Annotated in this window: 20 protein-coding genes; all 20 read right to left on the bottom strand. The window is 42.3% G+C overall.

The features are described 5' to 3' along the window. Positions 1 to 249 precede the first annotated feature (249 nt). A complete protein-coding gene (locus tag PGZ10_RS10615) occupies positions 250 to 1,134 on the bottom strand; it encodes a hypothetical protein (protein WP_270541400.1) in 885 nt (294 codons plus the stop codon). Beyond that, the gene (locus PGZ10_RS10610) at positions 1,134 to 2,138 is read right to left on the bottom strand and encodes a Gp37-like protein (RefSeq protein ID WP_173684926.1); all 1,005 of its coding nucleotides are present in this window, start codon (positions 2,136 to 2,138) and stop codon (positions 1,134 to 1,136) included. Before PGZ10_RS10610 ends, PGZ10_RS10615 begins: the two co-directional genes overlap by 1 nt. Further along, entirely contained in the window at positions 2,129 to 2,968 is an 840-nt protein-coding gene (locus PGZ10_RS10605) for a phage tail protein (protein WP_173684927.1), read from the bottom strand. The genes PGZ10_RS10610 and PGZ10_RS10605 overlap by 10 nt, the downstream gene beginning before the upstream one ends. Beyond that, positions 2,965 to 4,833 (bottom strand): phage tail protein, encoded by a 1,869-nt coding sequence (locus PGZ10_RS10600; RefSeq protein WP_270541399.1) that lies wholly within the window; start codon positions 4,831 to 4,833, stop codon positions 2,965 to 2,967. Before PGZ10_RS10600 ends, PGZ10_RS10605 begins: the two co-directional genes overlap by 4 nt. 1 nt (position 4,834) lies before the next feature. Further along, positions 4,835 to 5,074, bottom strand: a complete 240-nt coding sequence (locus PGZ10_RS10595; RefSeq protein WP_270541398.1) for a DUF5361 domain-containing protein — start codon at positions 5,072 to 5,074, stop codon at positions 4,835 to 4,837. Between the two features lie 143 nt (positions 5,075 to 5,217). Further along, a complete protein-coding gene (locus PGZ10_RS10590) occupies positions 5,218 to 5,481 on the bottom strand; it encodes a hypothetical protein (protein WP_270541397.1) in 264 nt (87 codons plus the stop codon). After that, positions 5,481 to 6,035, bottom strand: coding sequence for a phage tail tube protein (locus PGZ10_RS10585; protein ID WP_270541395.1), 555 nt, complete (start codon positions 6,033 to 6,035; stop codon positions 5,481 to 5,483). The genes PGZ10_RS10590 and PGZ10_RS10585 overlap by 1 nt, the downstream gene beginning before the upstream one ends. Positions 6,036 to 6,050: 15 nt before the next feature. Further along, positions 6,051 to 6,386 (bottom strand): hypothetical protein, encoded by a 336-nt coding sequence (locus PGZ10_RS10580; RefSeq protein ID WP_055296992.1) that lies wholly within the window; start codon positions 6,384 to 6,386, stop codon positions 6,051 to 6,053. Then, positions 6,367 to 6,591: a hypothetical protein gene (locus PGZ10_RS10575; RefSeq protein WP_270541393.1), complete on the bottom strand. Its 225-nt coding sequence runs from the start codon at positions 6,589 to 6,591 to the stop codon at positions 6,367 to 6,369. The genes PGZ10_RS10580 and PGZ10_RS10575 overlap by 20 nt, the downstream gene beginning before the upstream one ends. Continuing rightward, positions 6,584 to 6,916: a hypothetical protein gene (locus tag PGZ10_RS10570; protein WP_055296988.1), complete on the bottom strand. Its 333-nt coding sequence runs from the start codon at positions 6,914 to 6,916 to the stop codon at positions 6,584 to 6,586. Before PGZ10_RS10570 ends, PGZ10_RS10575 begins: the two co-directional genes overlap by 8 nt. Continuing rightward, complete coding sequence (locus PGZ10_RS10565) at positions 6,909 to 7,286, bottom strand: Gp19/Gp15/Gp42 family protein (protein ID WP_055296986.1); 378 nt, start codon at positions 7,284 to 7,286, stop codon at positions 6,909 to 6,911. The genes PGZ10_RS10570 and PGZ10_RS10565 overlap by 8 nt, the downstream gene beginning before the upstream one ends. Before the next feature lie 8 nt (positions 7,287 to 7,294). Next, complete coding sequence (locus PGZ10_RS10560) at positions 7,295 to 7,576, bottom strand: hypothetical protein (protein ID WP_270541392.1); 282 nt, start codon at positions 7,574 to 7,576, stop codon at positions 7,295 to 7,297. 1 nt (position 7,577) lies between these two features. After that, positions 7,578 to 8,474 carry a phage major capsid protein gene (locus tag PGZ10_RS10555; RefSeq protein WP_270541391.1) on the bottom strand — a complete coding sequence of 299 codons (897 nt, stop codon included), beginning with the start codon at positions 8,472 to 8,474 and terminating at the stop codon, positions 7,578 to 7,580. A gap of 5 nt (positions 8,475 to 8,479) precedes the next feature. Beyond that, entirely contained in the window at positions 8,480 to 8,926 is a 447-nt protein-coding gene (locus tag PGZ10_RS10550; protein ID WP_270541390.1) for a DUF4355 domain-containing protein, read from the bottom strand. A gap of 115 nt (positions 8,927 to 9,041) precedes the next feature. Continuing rightward, positions 9,042 to 9,341: a hypothetical protein gene (locus PGZ10_RS10545; RefSeq protein ID WP_270541389.1), complete on the bottom strand. Its 300-nt coding sequence runs from the start codon at positions 9,339 to 9,341 to the stop codon at positions 9,042 to 9,044. Positions 9,342 to 9,409: 68 nt separating this feature from the next. Next, a complete protein-coding gene (locus PGZ10_RS10540; RefSeq protein WP_270541388.1) occupies positions 9,410 to 9,634 on the bottom strand; it encodes a hypothetical protein in 225 nt (74 codons plus the stop codon). Further along, positions 9,600 to 10,772 carry a VG15 protein gene (locus tag PGZ10_RS10535; RefSeq protein WP_270541386.1) on the bottom strand — a complete coding sequence of 391 codons (1,173 nt, stop codon included), beginning with the start codon at positions 10,770 to 10,772 and terminating at the stop codon, positions 9,600 to 9,602. Before PGZ10_RS10535 ends, PGZ10_RS10540 begins: the two co-directional genes overlap by 35 nt. Then, positions 10,717 to 12,150 carry a phage portal protein gene (locus PGZ10_RS10530; RefSeq protein WP_270541385.1) on the bottom strand — a complete coding sequence of 478 codons (1,434 nt, stop codon included), beginning with the start codon at positions 12,148 to 12,150 and terminating at the stop codon, positions 10,717 to 10,719. Before PGZ10_RS10530 ends, PGZ10_RS10535 begins: the two co-directional genes overlap by 56 nt. Beyond that, entirely contained in the window at positions 12,150 to 13,583 is a 1,434-nt protein-coding gene (locus tag PGZ10_RS10525; RefSeq protein ID WP_173684942.1) for a hypothetical protein, read from the bottom strand. Before PGZ10_RS10525 ends, PGZ10_RS10530 begins: the two co-directional genes overlap by 1 nt. Beyond that, a complete protein-coding gene (locus tag PGZ10_RS10520; protein WP_270541384.1) occupies positions 13,519 to 13,788 on the bottom strand; it encodes a hypothetical protein in 270 nt (89 codons plus the stop codon). Before PGZ10_RS10520 ends, PGZ10_RS10525 begins: the two co-directional genes overlap by 65 nt. Between the last annotated feature and the right edge of the window lie 49 nt (positions 13,789 to 13,837).

Genomic DNA, 13,837 nt, shown 5'->3' with positions numbered 1-13,837 from the left:
TAAATAGCAACTTAGTTCAGAATCCCTCCTTTGACTGGTTGATAAAGTTACATATATAAAAGCGCATAACAAAAACACCCGACTAATGCCGAGTGTAAATAAATAAGTTTATTTACTTATGCACTTAAATATTTAAAATGAGTTATAACGTATACGAGTGTCTTATTCCGATAGTTATGCATAATGGTGGAGTATATATCGTCGGTACAGATAGTGCCTCATTCGTAATGATTGCAACAACGGCTTATTTTAGCTAACTGGTATAAAAATAGCTCTTGTCGCAAAAAGAGTCCATGTGCCTCCATTTTTGTACGAAGTAATATGAAGCTTATCGCCCTTGGAACATTTCCCCATAAAGGTAGATGTTAGTTTGTAATAGTTTCCGTTGTCTCCCATATTTACACTGTTTAATGCACAAGAAATTTCTTGCTTATAGTTTTCGCTGTTAAGATTCGAGGAAACCGTAACAACAAAAGCATATGTAACACCAGATTTCAAGAATTTATTAGTATCCCAATTTACTGTTCCTTGCGCAGTTGAATCTTCGATTATTGGTTTTCTGTTTTCTAAAACAGTGTTGGTTTTTGCAAGATTCGTATTCGTGGTCGTTATTTTGGAATTTGCTTTTGTCAAATTGCTACTTAATTCAGCAATCGAATCCTGTGTCGCAAACAGCTGCTTCACTTCTGTAATATTAAGTCCATTAAGAGTTACCTGATACAACGGCATGTCCGCAATCAAATCCCCAGCTTGGATATCTCCTATAGTATATCCTGGTACTGCCGGACCGCTTTCTTTTGGCGTTCCTTGAATTACTTTCAACACAAGTGATTCTTCTTTTGTGTTCTGATCCCTGCTGTATCGTGCCACGATAAGGTCTACTCTCTTCATTCCCTGTGACCCATTTGCAATCGTTAGTGAATCATATGTATTCTTTTTGATTGATGCAGCACACCCTTGATGCATGATAACTCCATCACGTACCTTGATTTCATTATTTGACGACACTTCAGCCTTTAACTGTGATCCAGTTCGCAAAACGTATGATTCTGCTCCAAAAATTCCTATATTCACATCTCTGTCCTGTTCAGCAGTAACATGTGGACTTCCTGTATATCCTGTGATGATATCCATTAAGACTCTCCTTCCAATTTATATTCTATTTTTTCTTTACCCTCTGAAATTGTCCAAATCTTACGTCCGATTGGTTTCTTCATGCTTGCACCGGTAAGATAATCTCGTCCACCTACAACATCTCCAACATCCATGTTTCCTTCGATTTTCTCCATAGTCATATCATATTCCGTTTTATTCTTTGATTCTTCCAGTTTTTTTATCCCATTTTTCAGGAGATCATCTCGTTCCGATCCTGAACTGTCGTAGATTTCCACAATTTCATCCGTCCCTTTAAAATACTGCTCCTGTCCTATTTCCCCATTCTGGCCAACATACAGATGAATTACCAGGCGATCTTTCAATTCTCCTTTTCCAAGACAAATCAAATGATTAACGCCTCTTCTGTTATCATCCATTTTGAAGTTCATATTCTGATCATTTGAAAATTCATATTCCGATGAATAATCTACAATAGGAACTGCTTTTACCTGCACGTATCCCATTTCGTATTTATCGCCCTGGATATACTTAATTTCCATACGATATCCAACAGACTGCAGCATTTTTCGGAGTCCTTCATGAAGTGTGCAATACCGATCGAACTGATAATTCGTTACTTCTACACCGGTATCTTCACTCACGCCGTAAAAAAGCCCTGGGAAAGCCTCCTGCACTTTCTGCTTTACGATTGTATTCAGTTCGCCTTCTACCGTTGCATAGTCCTGTCCACTTCCAGGCTGAATAATCTTCTTTGTCATCATTCCACGCCACGTATACCCTTTTGTGGTAATGCTATTCGCCTTTGTACTTGTCGAGATTTCCTGTACAATCCCACCATACTCCGTATCAGGAACATACAGTTGGCTTCCAAATTCAATCGTTCCATCCCAACCTGACCGTTTAAATTCAATTTCAAAATCATTTATGGAGTTCTTTTCATCCTCTCCGATTTCCATATCAATATTTGCATTTAGGATATATCCAAGTTCTTTACCATTTGGATCTGTGTAGATTAACTCCATTCCGGCACGCTCCTCTCCTTATACACTTTGATATCAAAACCAAATTCGCCACTCCAGTTCAATGTCAGCATGCCTGACGGAATTAAAGAAAACACACTTTTATCTTTTGCTCTTTTCGCAAAAATGTTTTGGATCGTTCCATTTCCAAGATGTTTCGTAATCGTCTTATCCCTGCTCTTTATCAAAATGTATTCTCCATTTTCCAAAGTCTCATATATCTGATATGGATAATCATTGATAATGATTCTTGGATCTGCACATGGTCCATATATCACAATTTCAAAATTATTATCACGAAAATGATCAATAAACCAGTTCTGTGTGCCAGCGCTTTTTCTTGAATAATCATATGGATAGTCATACGGATATTCCAAAAATCCGTATGCTTCTCCTTTGTTTGCCGAATCCGGATAAAAGCTCTGTTCCTGTTCCATTGACCAAAACGGGTACGGACAGTATATTTCTATCTTGCAATCTGTTCTGCTATTATTTTCACCTGAAACCTCATTGCTCGATTTCTTTATATATCCGTCAATGTAATATTTTCCATAATAAATCCTTCCAGGTGACAGATTCACCACATCATATTCAAACGCATTGGTAAGCTTATTCAGAAACTGCTTTCTCTCAAATTCTTTCCCTCGCACCGTAAGTGTAATATCATACACCACCGGTTCTTTCGTGAAAGAATTTACCGCCACTCCCATTTCTTTTTCTGTAGTATTTGGTATCCATTCGTAAGCGTGGAAATATCCGGAGGTTGCTCTCATCTTATCACCAATCAGATTATATTCCTCTCCATTGGAACACACATATTTGATCTCAATCATTCAAGCACAACCCCCATTTCTCTTAATACTCTCATTACCTCTCTGTCATTCAGATTGATCACGATAGTTTCTCCTCGTTTGGATGTTGTTTTCAAATACTCCAACAACTGTTCCAGTTTTTCAATGAGCGCATTGTTCTCGTTTTCAGTGCTATTTCTTCCAGAAACCGCAAAATCCAAGCTTGTCCCGACAGGTTTCTTGAGTGATTTTTGGAGTTCTTCTGCAGCATTAGAGATCAACGATGTGTTTCCGGTAAGTCCATTCGCAATACCGGTGTCTATCATCTCTCCAACAAACATTCCCCAACGTGACGGTGAGTGAATTCCGAAGAATGCCAGAACATTTTCTTTAAATCCACCAAGAACACCTTTTACAGCATCCCATAGCATATGTGCCGCCGAACGAAGTCCGGATGCGATACCGCTTATGATATTGATTCCAATACTTCCCCAGTTCTGGCTCGTAAAAGCATTCACAATTGCGCTGATAATTGCCGGTATCTGTCCAACCAAATTCGGAATGGCACGTATCAAACCTGCCGCCAGTTTGCCGATAATTGTAATACCACTCTGGAGAATCTGTGGAAGATTCTGTCCAATTGACGCTACAAAACGCACAATTGCAGTTGCTGCAGCCTGAGCAATTTGTGGCAAATTATTTATGATGCCATTTACAAGTTTCAGCAGCAATGATGCACCTGCACTCAAAACAGTCGGAAACATAGAAATAATTGTGTTGGCAAAATATGTAATAATATTGCCCGCCATCGTTATTACTTGCGGTAAATTTTGCAAGATTCCATTCACAATGTTTGTTATGAAATCCACACCCTTCTGCAACAAGATCGGGAGTTGCTCCTGGATTCCGATATTAAACTGATCCATAAGCTGCATTGCGCTCTGATAAAGAATCGGTATTCCTGTTGTGATTCCGCTTGCAATTTGCGGAATCAGTCCAGACACTGCAACAAACAGTTGTGGACCGAGTGCCGTTACAAATGTAACGATTGCTGATGGAAGTGCAGATATAACATTCCATACTGCCGGAAGCAGATTTCCAACTGCAAAGGTTATGATCGTATTCGCCAGTTCATTAAGTGCCGGTCCTACATCCATCCCCAGAGCAATTTCTCCCATTACGTTTTTGGCCGCTGCTTTCATCTGATTAAATGATCCTGATATAGTCGTTGCCGCTTCTTTGGCTGTCGTCCCGGTAATATCCAACTGTCCCTGGATCACGTGAATTGCACTGTAGACATCTGATAGATTATCAATATTGTATTCCACGCCACTGATTTTCTGTGCATCTGCCAAGAGACGCTCCATCTCCGACTTCGTACCACCATATCCAAGCTTCAGGTTGTCCAGCATTGTATAGTTCTGTTTGGCGAATCCCTGATATGCATTTTTGATGTCTTCCATATTGGTTCCCATCTTATTCGCATTATCAGACATATCTACCATTGCCATATCTGCCACATCTGCAGCTTTGGAGGTGTCGCCAGCAAGGGAACTAAGAAGGCTCGCTGAAAAGCTTGTAGTGAGTTCCATGTAGTCATTTGCACTCATTCCTGCTGTCTGGTAGGCTTTTGCCGCATTTGCTTTCACTTTATCGGCAGAATCTTTAAATAATGTTTCGATTCCACCAAGACTCTGTTCGAGTGCTGCACCTTCACTGATGCTTGCTGACAGAGCTTTCCCGATTGCTGCTGCGGCAATAACCTTTTTGATCATGCCAACCATTTTCCCGCCAAAAGAACTTCCGGCTGAGTCTGCTTCCGGCTCTATTTCTTTTTGAATTCTTCCCTGAATTCCTACCGCCGATGGTATGATCTGCACATACGCTTTTGCAAGTTCCGTAGCCATCTTATCCCTCCTTTCCCGTCAATCTCGCCCATTCTCTGTCAAAATCTTCTCCAGAATCAAACGTCTGAATTTCTTTAGATTTTTCCTTTCCATCGCCCAGGATCATTCCAAGCAATGACTTCGGACGGTTTTTCCCGGTCGCTCCATCCTCAGATTGCAACCAGGCAGTCGTGCGCGTTCCATCCGCAATAGCCGCCATAAGCATTTGTTCCGGTATCGGCTCAATCCCTGCTATTTTCATTTTAATTCTCGAATTTCCCCTCAACCCACAAGAAAAAGTCGCTACCATTCTACACGGTAACGACTTATAATCATAGATATGATATGTTTCTGCAAGATCACACAAAAGTGCGTCCTTATCTAAATTAAGCATGTAGGCGAGGGCTAAGAGTTTTTTCCTTCTTTTATATTTCCGAAAATTTCTCCAATTTCATTCATCATTTTCGACGCCGGTACCCTTCCGTTCTCCATTCGTAAATGTTCTTTCAAACGTTCTTTCTGTTCTGTTCCAAGAAGACGGTTTAATACGCTGATTGTTTTTGTCATGTCTCCTTCATCCATTTCACATAGATCTTCCAGAAGTTCATAATCATCCAACGCCGCTTCATCTAACTCATACTCAAAACCACTGCTTGTTTTTCCCTTCATTATTTCTTATCACCCTTAATATATTCGTAATGTGTCTGTCCGTCCGCATCCGGTACTGCCGATAACGTTGTCTCGTATCCAATCGCATCATCGTCCTTATATACAATGTCTCCGACTTCCGTAATGCTTGCACACGGAATAACGATACGCTTCACTGCGTCTTTCAGAATCATATCCACAGCCCACGCATTCTGTTCCGCTTCATCTGCATTTACTTTTACCGTAATCCCTTCCTCAAGTGTTCCGGTAACATTATCATCTCCGTAAACGCTCTTCAGGACCTCTACATTCAAGGCTTCGATCATCGTAAACTTAAAATTATCTTTCTTACTGGTCTGCATATTCAATACAGTGTCGCCGCCCCAAGCATTTTTGTTGTCAGTTTCCGGACTATTAGAATTAGTGAGTCCATCCTCCGAACAATATCCAAGTGACTTAAATGCTGCATCTAATGCTGTGGTTGCATCTGTTGGCAATGTTGTTCCGAGCGGTGCTCTAAAAATCGCGCCGCCTACTTTCGGCTTGCCTGTACTTACATTTTTAGCATCTGACATTTTTATCCTCCTTCATCAGAAATGAACCATATCATATACAGCCTGATACCGATATTTCTTCCTTGTTGTATCCGTATAGTTGTAGTCGCTGTTAAGCTGGCACTTACTGATATCATCCATTTCAACAATTTTTTCCATTGCTTCTTTCACTCTTTCATTGAGTGATGCCGCCCCATAAAGGGATCCTGAATAAGACTGGATAGCAAGAGTTGCTGATGCAATATGATTTTCTTTGCCAGATCCAGTCTTTTCAATCAGTACATATTCCTCCGGAAGTCCCGGTTCTTCTTCCATCCTTACCGGAATATCAAGCTTGTCTTCCAGATATTCTCTAACTTTTTCCTCGATCATTTTTTCTACCCATTGCTTTCAGCAAGCTATTGTTTCCGTCGTCTCCATTTATTTTTACAATCGCTCTCGTTTGCGCCACATACGACTCTTTCTCTGCATCTGATGATATTTGATTTGCCTGTTCCAGCAAAATTGCCTGCATCTCTGCAGATTTCATCAACTCTCTTACACCGGATCGATTTAACTCAACTTTCGTTTTATCCATAACGCTCCACCATCCATCTCTGATTCCATCTTCCCGGAATATTTTCTTCAATTCCTTGCTGTGGGAATCCAATTACCCGCCATGATGTGCCAAAAAAATCCACTCTGCAGTCTTGCCAGTCGTGCGTATCTCCTTTTGGAATTGCGATATTGTAGACTGCTTTTTTTCCAGTAATATTAAGCATATCCAGCACTTCTGTTGTCGATGCCGGAGCAACCAACACGTCTTCCACGGTCACAGGTGTCTCTGTATATATCGGATGTCCGAATGTATCTGTCCCACTTGCGGTCCGTTCGTAGAGCTTCACCGGTATTCCTTTAATCATTAGCCTCTTCCTCCTGCATCAAATCCGAATATGGATTAAAATAGCCAATTCGATTCCCGACACCAAGGATTTTCTTATCCAATTTAGTCAGATACAATTCGCCGCTTCCATTTGCATTTGTCCAGGTCTGCGAATATACCATTGCTGTCGTAGTTGTCTGTGTCGTTCCAATAGGTACACCTTCCTCTCTGCTTCCGAGTGTCCGGATAACCATATTACATGACACTAATTTCTTTGCCTCGTCTGTAGCATTGCGGTTATATGCATCAATGATAATCGCGGCATCCTCCAAGAGTGCCGTTACATAATCTGTATCCGAAATATCTGTTCCTTTTCGTTTCCAAATATCCTCGATTGATGCGTATATCATTGTATCACCTACTTTTTCGCTGTTTGTGTTCTCTTTCTGGTGTTCTTAGCTGATGCCTCTTTCTTTGCTTCGACTGGTTCTTCTATATCTGGAATCTCTGAGTCTTCTGTCGGTTCTTTGAGTTCTTCCACAGGTTCTTCTGTATTTTCAGCTTCTGTAACTCCTGTTTCTGTTTCGCTATCCTCGATCAAATCCTCGGTTTTTTCTTCAATAATCGGCTTAAACATTGTGGAGTCTAACACATCGTCAGACTCCACTACTATTCCAGTTTGTTTGTATAAATATTTCATATTACCCTTCCGCCTTCACGATCTTTGTAAATGCTGCCTGATCCATTATTCCAATTCCGTATACAATTTCTGCACGGATTGCAATCTGGTTCTGTCTCTGCAAGTCTCCAAGTCCATCCGGATCACCGTATTCGATCAAGTGAGCGCCAATTGATCTCTGCACTCCCCATCTGAACGCATCAAACTGTCCTACGATTCCAAGTAACTTCGTATCCGGTGTAATTTCATTTTTTGCAGAAACTGTATCAGATACTGCCGCAGTCATTCCGGCAAAATTTGTCAGATTCTGTCCGAATCCAATTTCCGGATAAATCTTTCTTCCATCCGCATCCCTCATAGTGGAAAGGCCAAAGGAAAGTGTTGGATCCATTGCAATACCACTCGGTACATAGCCAGATGAGATGATCATTCCTGCTGCCGCCTCGATTGCTTCATCATACTTTGTGCCTGCAAGCTGCACACTCTGTTTCGTGTCAACCAACCCTTCTTTTACAAGGCTTGATACCGTTCCTGTAAGCGGATTGATTTTGTGAATTCCAACAAGATCCAATGCTCTTCCCAGCGCGATTGACGCATTTGACGCCAGATCCTGCAGTACGCCGATCTGTACATCTTCGTCTGCCCACTGTACTTCCTGCGAAAATCTCATGGTAACCTGCAATTTGAACGGATTTACTGTTTTAGAAGCATATGCAGTTGGGGTTGGCGATTTCTGCCCTGCCTCTCCTACGAGTTCTGCTTTCGGTGGCGATGTAAGTACCCACACCTGCTGCTTTCCAAATTTCTGCGGTCTTGCTCCGGATAACTGCGCCAGAGTAGATCCTTTCTGTGCTTTTTCAAAAATCCCCTGCGAAATCTCTGCCGGAATTTCAAAATCTGAACTAATGAGTGCTGCCATATTCTTTATTCTCCTTTACCAAAAATCTGATGTGCAAATTCCCTCATTGCATCATCCGTTGAGTTGTACTCTGTTGTCTTTTTTCTGTTCCCCTTAGTCCCCGGATAACTCTTCGGCTTCGCAAATTTCATAATCGCTTCCGCCTGTTTCTTACAGGTTTCCTCATCTTCACCTGTAAGGAGTTCTACCGGCACACCAGTGTCTTTTGCTGCTTTTTCTCTTACCTGTCTTACAGTGTCTTTCTTTTCAAGTGCGCTTAATTTTGCCTGAAGCGCATCGGACTTTTCTTTTTCCTTCTGAAGTTCCGTTTTATTCTGCGCCTGGTACTCATCGTACTTACTTGCCTTTTCTTTCAGGTCATCATAATCTGCATATTTCTGTCTTTCTCTCGCAAGGCGTCCCTCTATGATTGAATCCATTTCTGCCTGAGTGAATGTTTTGTCATCTGCCATCTTGTTTCCCTCCTGATTTGAGTGTTTTTAGTTGCCACGTTTAAGGCACGTGTTGCCATAAAAATAAGACGCGTAACCCTGCGCCTTAAAGGGAGATATCTGGATCACCGCCTTCCTACGGTTCGATTCGATCAATGTTATACTCAACAGCACAAGTGTGCTCAATTCTACATCCTCTTGCATCTTGCCATCCTTTCGCAAAATATGCGATATCTGCACCTGCTAAAAGTTCCAGAGATTTTCCAAGGAACCACAGTGGCTTTGCATCTACCGGTGCTTCCTGGAAGAATGAATCAATCACTTCTACTGGCTCGCCAATCGCCTTCTCTGCACTCTCGATTGCTTTCTTACGCTCTGTCAGAATATCTTCATCAGACTTTCCTCTCATTGGCTGACTGATAAATAATTTTTTCATACCGTTTACCCTATCCTTTCTTAAAAATGAGTATAAAAATACCACCAACCGTTTCCGATCAGTGGCTTTTAATACCATATTACCGTTTTTTCTTTTGGTGGATTATCCATCTTCGCAATCCGTTTCAGTTCTCGCCTCACGTGTGGTGCTGCAAACATGCTTGCATTTTCATGTTCTACAATCTCTCCATCCGGAATTCGTATTTCCATAAAACCTGCCGGCTCTTTTCCCTCTGGATAGTAATCTGCCGAAATACTATCACTGACTTTTTTTATGTTTTTTAAGGTTACCATAATATTCCAGCGCCTCCTTTGGATAATTATATTTTTCCGATGCCAATTCATGTGCTTTTACATGATCTATGCCCGGATTTTCTTGCTTAATTTTCATTTCCAACAACTCATGCTCTATCAAAGTTTTGTCATGAAGTTTAATGTCTTTTCCATTCATCAAGCGTTGCCAGCTCTGTGCAATCGCGCAATCTGGATCAAACTGCCTGCTTTCTCCCGTATCCGGATCTATCAAAGAATCATCTTCAAATAAATATGCCTTAATTTTTCTTATGTCAGATTCTTCCTTACCAAGATTATCTGCTATTTTCTTTGAATCAGTTGAAAAATGTCTAATCTCTTCATAGTACATCTCCGCAAATTCATCAGCTTCTGCACTATTCAGATCTGTGATTCTCGCTCCTGATATCAGTATATCAGACCGCCTCAATTTTTCAAGTTTTTCCGCTTTTTTACTTGCGTATAATTCTCGTTTTCTCGCATTGATCACATCTTTATTCTGTACATATCGCTTTCTCCGCATTTCATTGATATCCCCGTTGGCATCGTAATATTCTTCCAGATATTTATCCGGATCATAGCCTGCCACTGTGCTTTTTCCATCAAACCGGACTGCATACTCACAATCGCAATGTGCATGAATGTGTTCCGCGTGACCATTCCGCATAGCTTTTTTTGACTTATACTGCCATCCTCTGGATGCAAGTGCAATGCAGAAAGCACAGGTGTCTCCATGCGGTACCCAGGCAAACTGTGCCCCGTCACGCTCTGCATTTTTCAGTGTCGTATCTGCACCTACCTGTTTTACAAGCCTTGCAAGCGTTCCGGGAATATTGTTCGGAGACTGCTTTTTTGTTCCTTTTACTGCTTTCGCCACTTCCCCATAGTCCGGGAGATCTGCTACTTCTGCCGTAGGGACTATTACTCCCTGTGCCGCCGCTGTCGCTTCATACATCTGACACGATAATGCACCGATAGCCTGTCCATAGTGTTGTGACAATGCATAGGCGTAGTCCAAAAGTGCTTTATCGTTTTCCAATCCATTCTTCTGAACCCAGGACTGCATCAGATCCGCTGCTTTCTGGCTAATCTGTGACATCTTCGTTATGTACTCCAGCCACGCTTTCTCCGTTATCTGCATTTCCAAATTCCTCCGTCAAGATACTGTCACCTTTTGCCCTTTGTTCCTGTGCTCGGATTCTACGGATATCTGCCTGATCAAAACCAATCATTTCAAGGAAAATATCTGTCTGTGCAAATCCTTGTCGCGCTGTCGCAATTTTGAGTGCTGCATCTGTAGTAGATGCCACGCTTGGCATTGCCGGATTCTTAAAATGTGCAATCAGCTCATGTGTTTCTTCCGGAAGCTCATCCGGAATCGTTCCAAGTTCAATTGCAAGTGCCATCCGTCCAATCCGATACAATGCATCACCATTTGATTTATTCAGCTGTTCTGCCATAAGGATCAAGGTCTGTGACTGTGCAATAATTGCTTCACTGGAAGTCGGATTTGCATCATTTATCACACCAACATCCGTAACCGCCAACCCCGTTGCCGCTGAATACTGTGTAGCAAGCATCCGGAGCATCTGAACATGTGGTTCAATATTTCCCTGCGAAAGTTGCCCGAAATTCGGCTTTTCCCCAGTCTCCGGATTATTGGTACTGTAGAGAATACTTCCAACATACTGTTTGAATTTATTATCAATCAACATATCATATTGTTCATCTGACACCCCGAGCAGATATTTCTGTGGAGAAGTGGCAAATTCCAGTCCAATCGTTGCATTTGCGACTGTTCTTACATATCCCTGGATTAGTCTGCGGACCGGCTCTTTTAGCCTTGACTGACCAAATGGTTTATCGTTTGTTGCGTCCCAGATCAGAGCCACCATAAGGGGTTCTCCGAAATCATGGGGATTCTGCGTAGCATACCATGTACCTCCAATCCGATCCAGTTCCCAGATGTCTGTGTCTGTATAGAAATTTACATGTTCCGGAGACCATGTAACATCCGACTCGTCTCTTCGCGCATCTTCAAAGGCAAATCCATATCGGATGCGTCCTTCGTGTGCATTCCACGAAGCTGCAGCACAATGTGGAGAGTAAAACCGTACTCTTGCATCATCTTCCTCTCCGGATACCGCCGCAAATGCACAACCGTATTTCAGTTCTTCTTTGACCGCTTTATTGTATTCCGCTATCAAATGATTCCTTTTCATAATCTGATCCATATCTTCTGACTTCGTTCCATTTTCTGTAACAAACCCATCAAACATCGATCTTCCCGCAAGTACATCAACGGTTTTTGCTCCCCAGGCACATCCAATCTCAAGTTTTCCAAGACCTGCTGGCAATGCAATCCCAAGATTCACTTCATTCAGTGTGACTTTTCCGTTATAATAACGGCGCTTTTTCCTATTTGCACTTCTGTGATAATCATATATGTATTTCAATTCCTGAAGCCACTGTTGTTCTTCCGGTGGTAATCCTTCTACTCTTCCAAAATTTAACTCCATTATCCTATCCTCATCTTTCTGTTCGGATTTCGTTTCGATGTTCTGCATCCCCAAAGTGCAAGTGCTGCTGCTTCGATCGGGATTGAGTTTTCTCCACCAAATCCCCAGCCACCGGAAATCGGTCTTTTTACAGACGTAATTGCTGATTCATTCAGTATTTCTTGGTATTTATACCATGTTACAGTCTGTTCATTGATTTCCTGTGATAGCTGACTCGCCGCTGCTATCACTTCTTTTGCTGCCGGTCGAACAATTGACTGCTTATATTTCCACACCGGTGTTATCTTCTCTATCAGGAAGTCAACTCCATTTCTTCCATCGATCACCACACAGCTTGCCATCTTGTATCTCTGATTTAGCCAGTCCGCAAGCCACTGGATTCCTCTGTCCGTTGTTTTAAGCTCGATCAGTGAAATTCTCGCTTCCCCTACCTCTGGACAGACAGCTCCGCATAATGCTACCGCCGAACCGTCAAGCGAAAACTTTACACCGTAAGCAGTTTTCCCTTCCGGTTTTTCTTTTTCCGAAGCACATTCTTCCCATTTCTTCTTATCAATTGCATAGTCCTGATCATTGTTGATTGGCGACCACCAGCCGAGACGCTCTCTTGCAAACGTGTCCGCATCCATCTGTTCGCACTCTGCAGCTATGGTTGTTTCTGTCATTCTTCGCCCCAGTGCCGGATTGCAATCCGCCCATCTCTGACGATCAGTAACATCTCCAATCTCTTTCACAGAATATTCTGTCCAGGCTGTGGATTTGCTCTCACCTTCCGTTGCCCGTTTTCTTATCTTCCGGAATACTGTGCCGGTACAATTTTCATCCGGTGGTGTTCCAAGATAAATCGTTTGTGGATTCCTTGACGCTGATATTGCCGGCAAAAAAGATGCCTGCTGCTCGCTTGTCAATTCCTGTGCTTCATCAAACACAAGACAGTCGCCATGCAGTCCTCGACCACCATTCCTTGTTCTGGCAACAAATACTACTCTTCCACCATTTTTTAGAATAATCTGTTCTCTTCCGAGTGCCGCCTTAATTTCTTTTACATACTTACGGAGTCCTCTGCTTTCAAACAAGCCGCGCAATTCCATAAAGGTTTCTGTTGCAGTTTTCTGCAGATGAGCTGTGTATATAACCCATTCTGCATACAGAATCATTCCGGATGCAATCCGCCCGGAAGTATCCAGTGTTTTCCCGTTCTGTCTTGGAACAGATAAGCCACATGTCGGCGCTGACCAAACATCATCCTCTGTACGCCCCATCCAATCATTCAGCACTTCACTCTGCCACGGATCCACAATCAATTTCCCGACCGCAAGCACTTTTACCGCATCTGGGCCATCCGTATAAGCGTAATCCGGAACAATTCTATCGGACGGTGTCTGGCTTCCCATCAGCTTTTCGTGCCGACAGGATTTCTCCGATTTCGTCATCGTCTTTCTCCATTCCTTTTATTTCTTCAATTTCTTTGATTGTTTCTCTGTATTGCCTGGAGAGCTGTGACATTGTCTTTGGACCATCAACAGCATCTTTCGCGCATATATCAATCTGTTTTGCGAGAATCAGTGCTAAATTTTCCAAGCGTTCCAAGCGGCTTCCCTCGCTTGTTACAGTTGCCATTTTCTTAGCTCTTCCCATCTAAATTCACCTTTCAAAAATTTTCCTGTGTGTAAATCGGCGCTGGACA

It is taken from the genome of Coprococcus sp. AF102-57 (assembly GCF_027686195.1).
In the GTDB taxonomy this organism is placed as follows: Bacteria; Bacillota; Clostridia; order Lachnospirales; family Lachnospiraceae; genus Allocoprococcus; species Allocoprococcus comes.
This window is presented reverse-complemented; position numbering and strand designations above follow the sequence as displayed.

Coding starts and splice junctions, on each gene's coding strand:
- PGZ10_RS10520 (WP_270541384.1), bottom strand. CDS start 13,788: ATGGGAAGAGCTAAGAAAATGGCAACTGTAACAAGCGAGGGAAGCCGC.
- PGZ10_RS10615 (WP_270541400.1), bottom strand. CDS start 1,134: ATGGATATCATCACAGGATATACAGGAAGTCCACATGTTACTGCTGAA.
- PGZ10_RS10525 (WP_173684942.1), bottom strand. CDS start 13,583: ATGACGAAATCGGAGAAATCCTGTCGGCACGAAAAGCTGATGGGAAGC.
- PGZ10_RS10580 (WP_055296992.1), bottom strand. CDS start 6,386: ATGATCGAGGAAAAAGTTAGAGAATATCTGGAAGACAAGCTTGATATT.
- PGZ10_RS10605 (WP_173684927.1), bottom strand. CDS start 2,968: ATGATTGAGATCAAATATGTGTGTTCCAATGGAGAGGAATATAATCTG.
- PGZ10_RS10570 (WP_055296988.1), bottom strand. CDS start 6,916: ATGATTAAAGGAATACCGGTGAAGCTCTACGAACGGACCGCAAGTGGG.
- PGZ10_RS10585 (WP_270541395.1), bottom strand. CDS start 6,035: ATGTCAGATGCTAAAAATGTAAGTACAGGCAAGCCGAAAGTAGGCGGC.
- PGZ10_RS10600 (WP_270541399.1), bottom strand. CDS start 4,833: ATGGCTACGGAACTTGCAAAAGCGTATGTGCAGATCATACCATCGGCG.
- PGZ10_RS10565 (WP_055296986.1), bottom strand. CDS start 7,286: ATGATATACGCATCAATCGAGGATATTTGGAAACGAAAAGGAACAGAT.
- PGZ10_RS10535 (WP_270541386.1), bottom strand. CDS start 10,772: ATGCAGATAACGGAGAAAGCGTGGCTGGAGTACATAACGAAGATGTCA.
- PGZ10_RS10545 (WP_270541389.1), bottom strand. CDS start 9,341: ATGAAAAAATTATTTATCAGTCAGCCAATGAGAGGAAAGTCTGATGAA.
- PGZ10_RS10555 (WP_270541391.1), bottom strand. CDS start 8,474: ATGGCAGCACTCATTAGTTCAGATTTTGAAATTCCGGCAGAGATTTCG.
- PGZ10_RS10530 (WP_270541385.1), bottom strand. CDS start 12,150: ATGGAGTTAAATTTTGGAAGAGTAGAAGGATTACCACCGGAAGAACAA.
- PGZ10_RS10590 (WP_270541397.1), bottom strand. CDS start 5,481: ATGAAGGGAAAAACAAGCAGTGGTTTTGAGTATGAGTTAGATGAAGCG.
- PGZ10_RS10560 (WP_270541392.1), bottom strand. CDS start 7,576: ATGAAATATTTATACAAACAAACTGGAATAGTAGTGGAGTCTGACGAT.
- PGZ10_RS10610 (WP_173684926.1), bottom strand. CDS start 2,138: ATGGAGTTAATCTACACAGATCCAAATGGTAAAGAACTTGGATATATC.
- PGZ10_RS10575 (WP_270541393.1), bottom strand. CDS start 6,591: ATGGATAAAACGAAAGTTGAGTTAAATCGATCCGGTGTAAGAGAGTTG.
- PGZ10_RS10595 (WP_270541398.1), bottom strand. CDS start 5,074: ATGAAAATAGCAGGGATTGAGCCGATACCGGAACAAATGCTTATGGCG.
- PGZ10_RS10540 (WP_270541388.1), bottom strand. CDS start 9,634: ATGGTAACCTTAAAAAACATAAAAAAAGTCAGTGATAGTATTTCGGCA.
- PGZ10_RS10550 (WP_270541390.1), bottom strand. CDS start 8,926: ATGGCAGATGACAAAACATTCACTCAGGCAGAAATGGATTCAATCATA.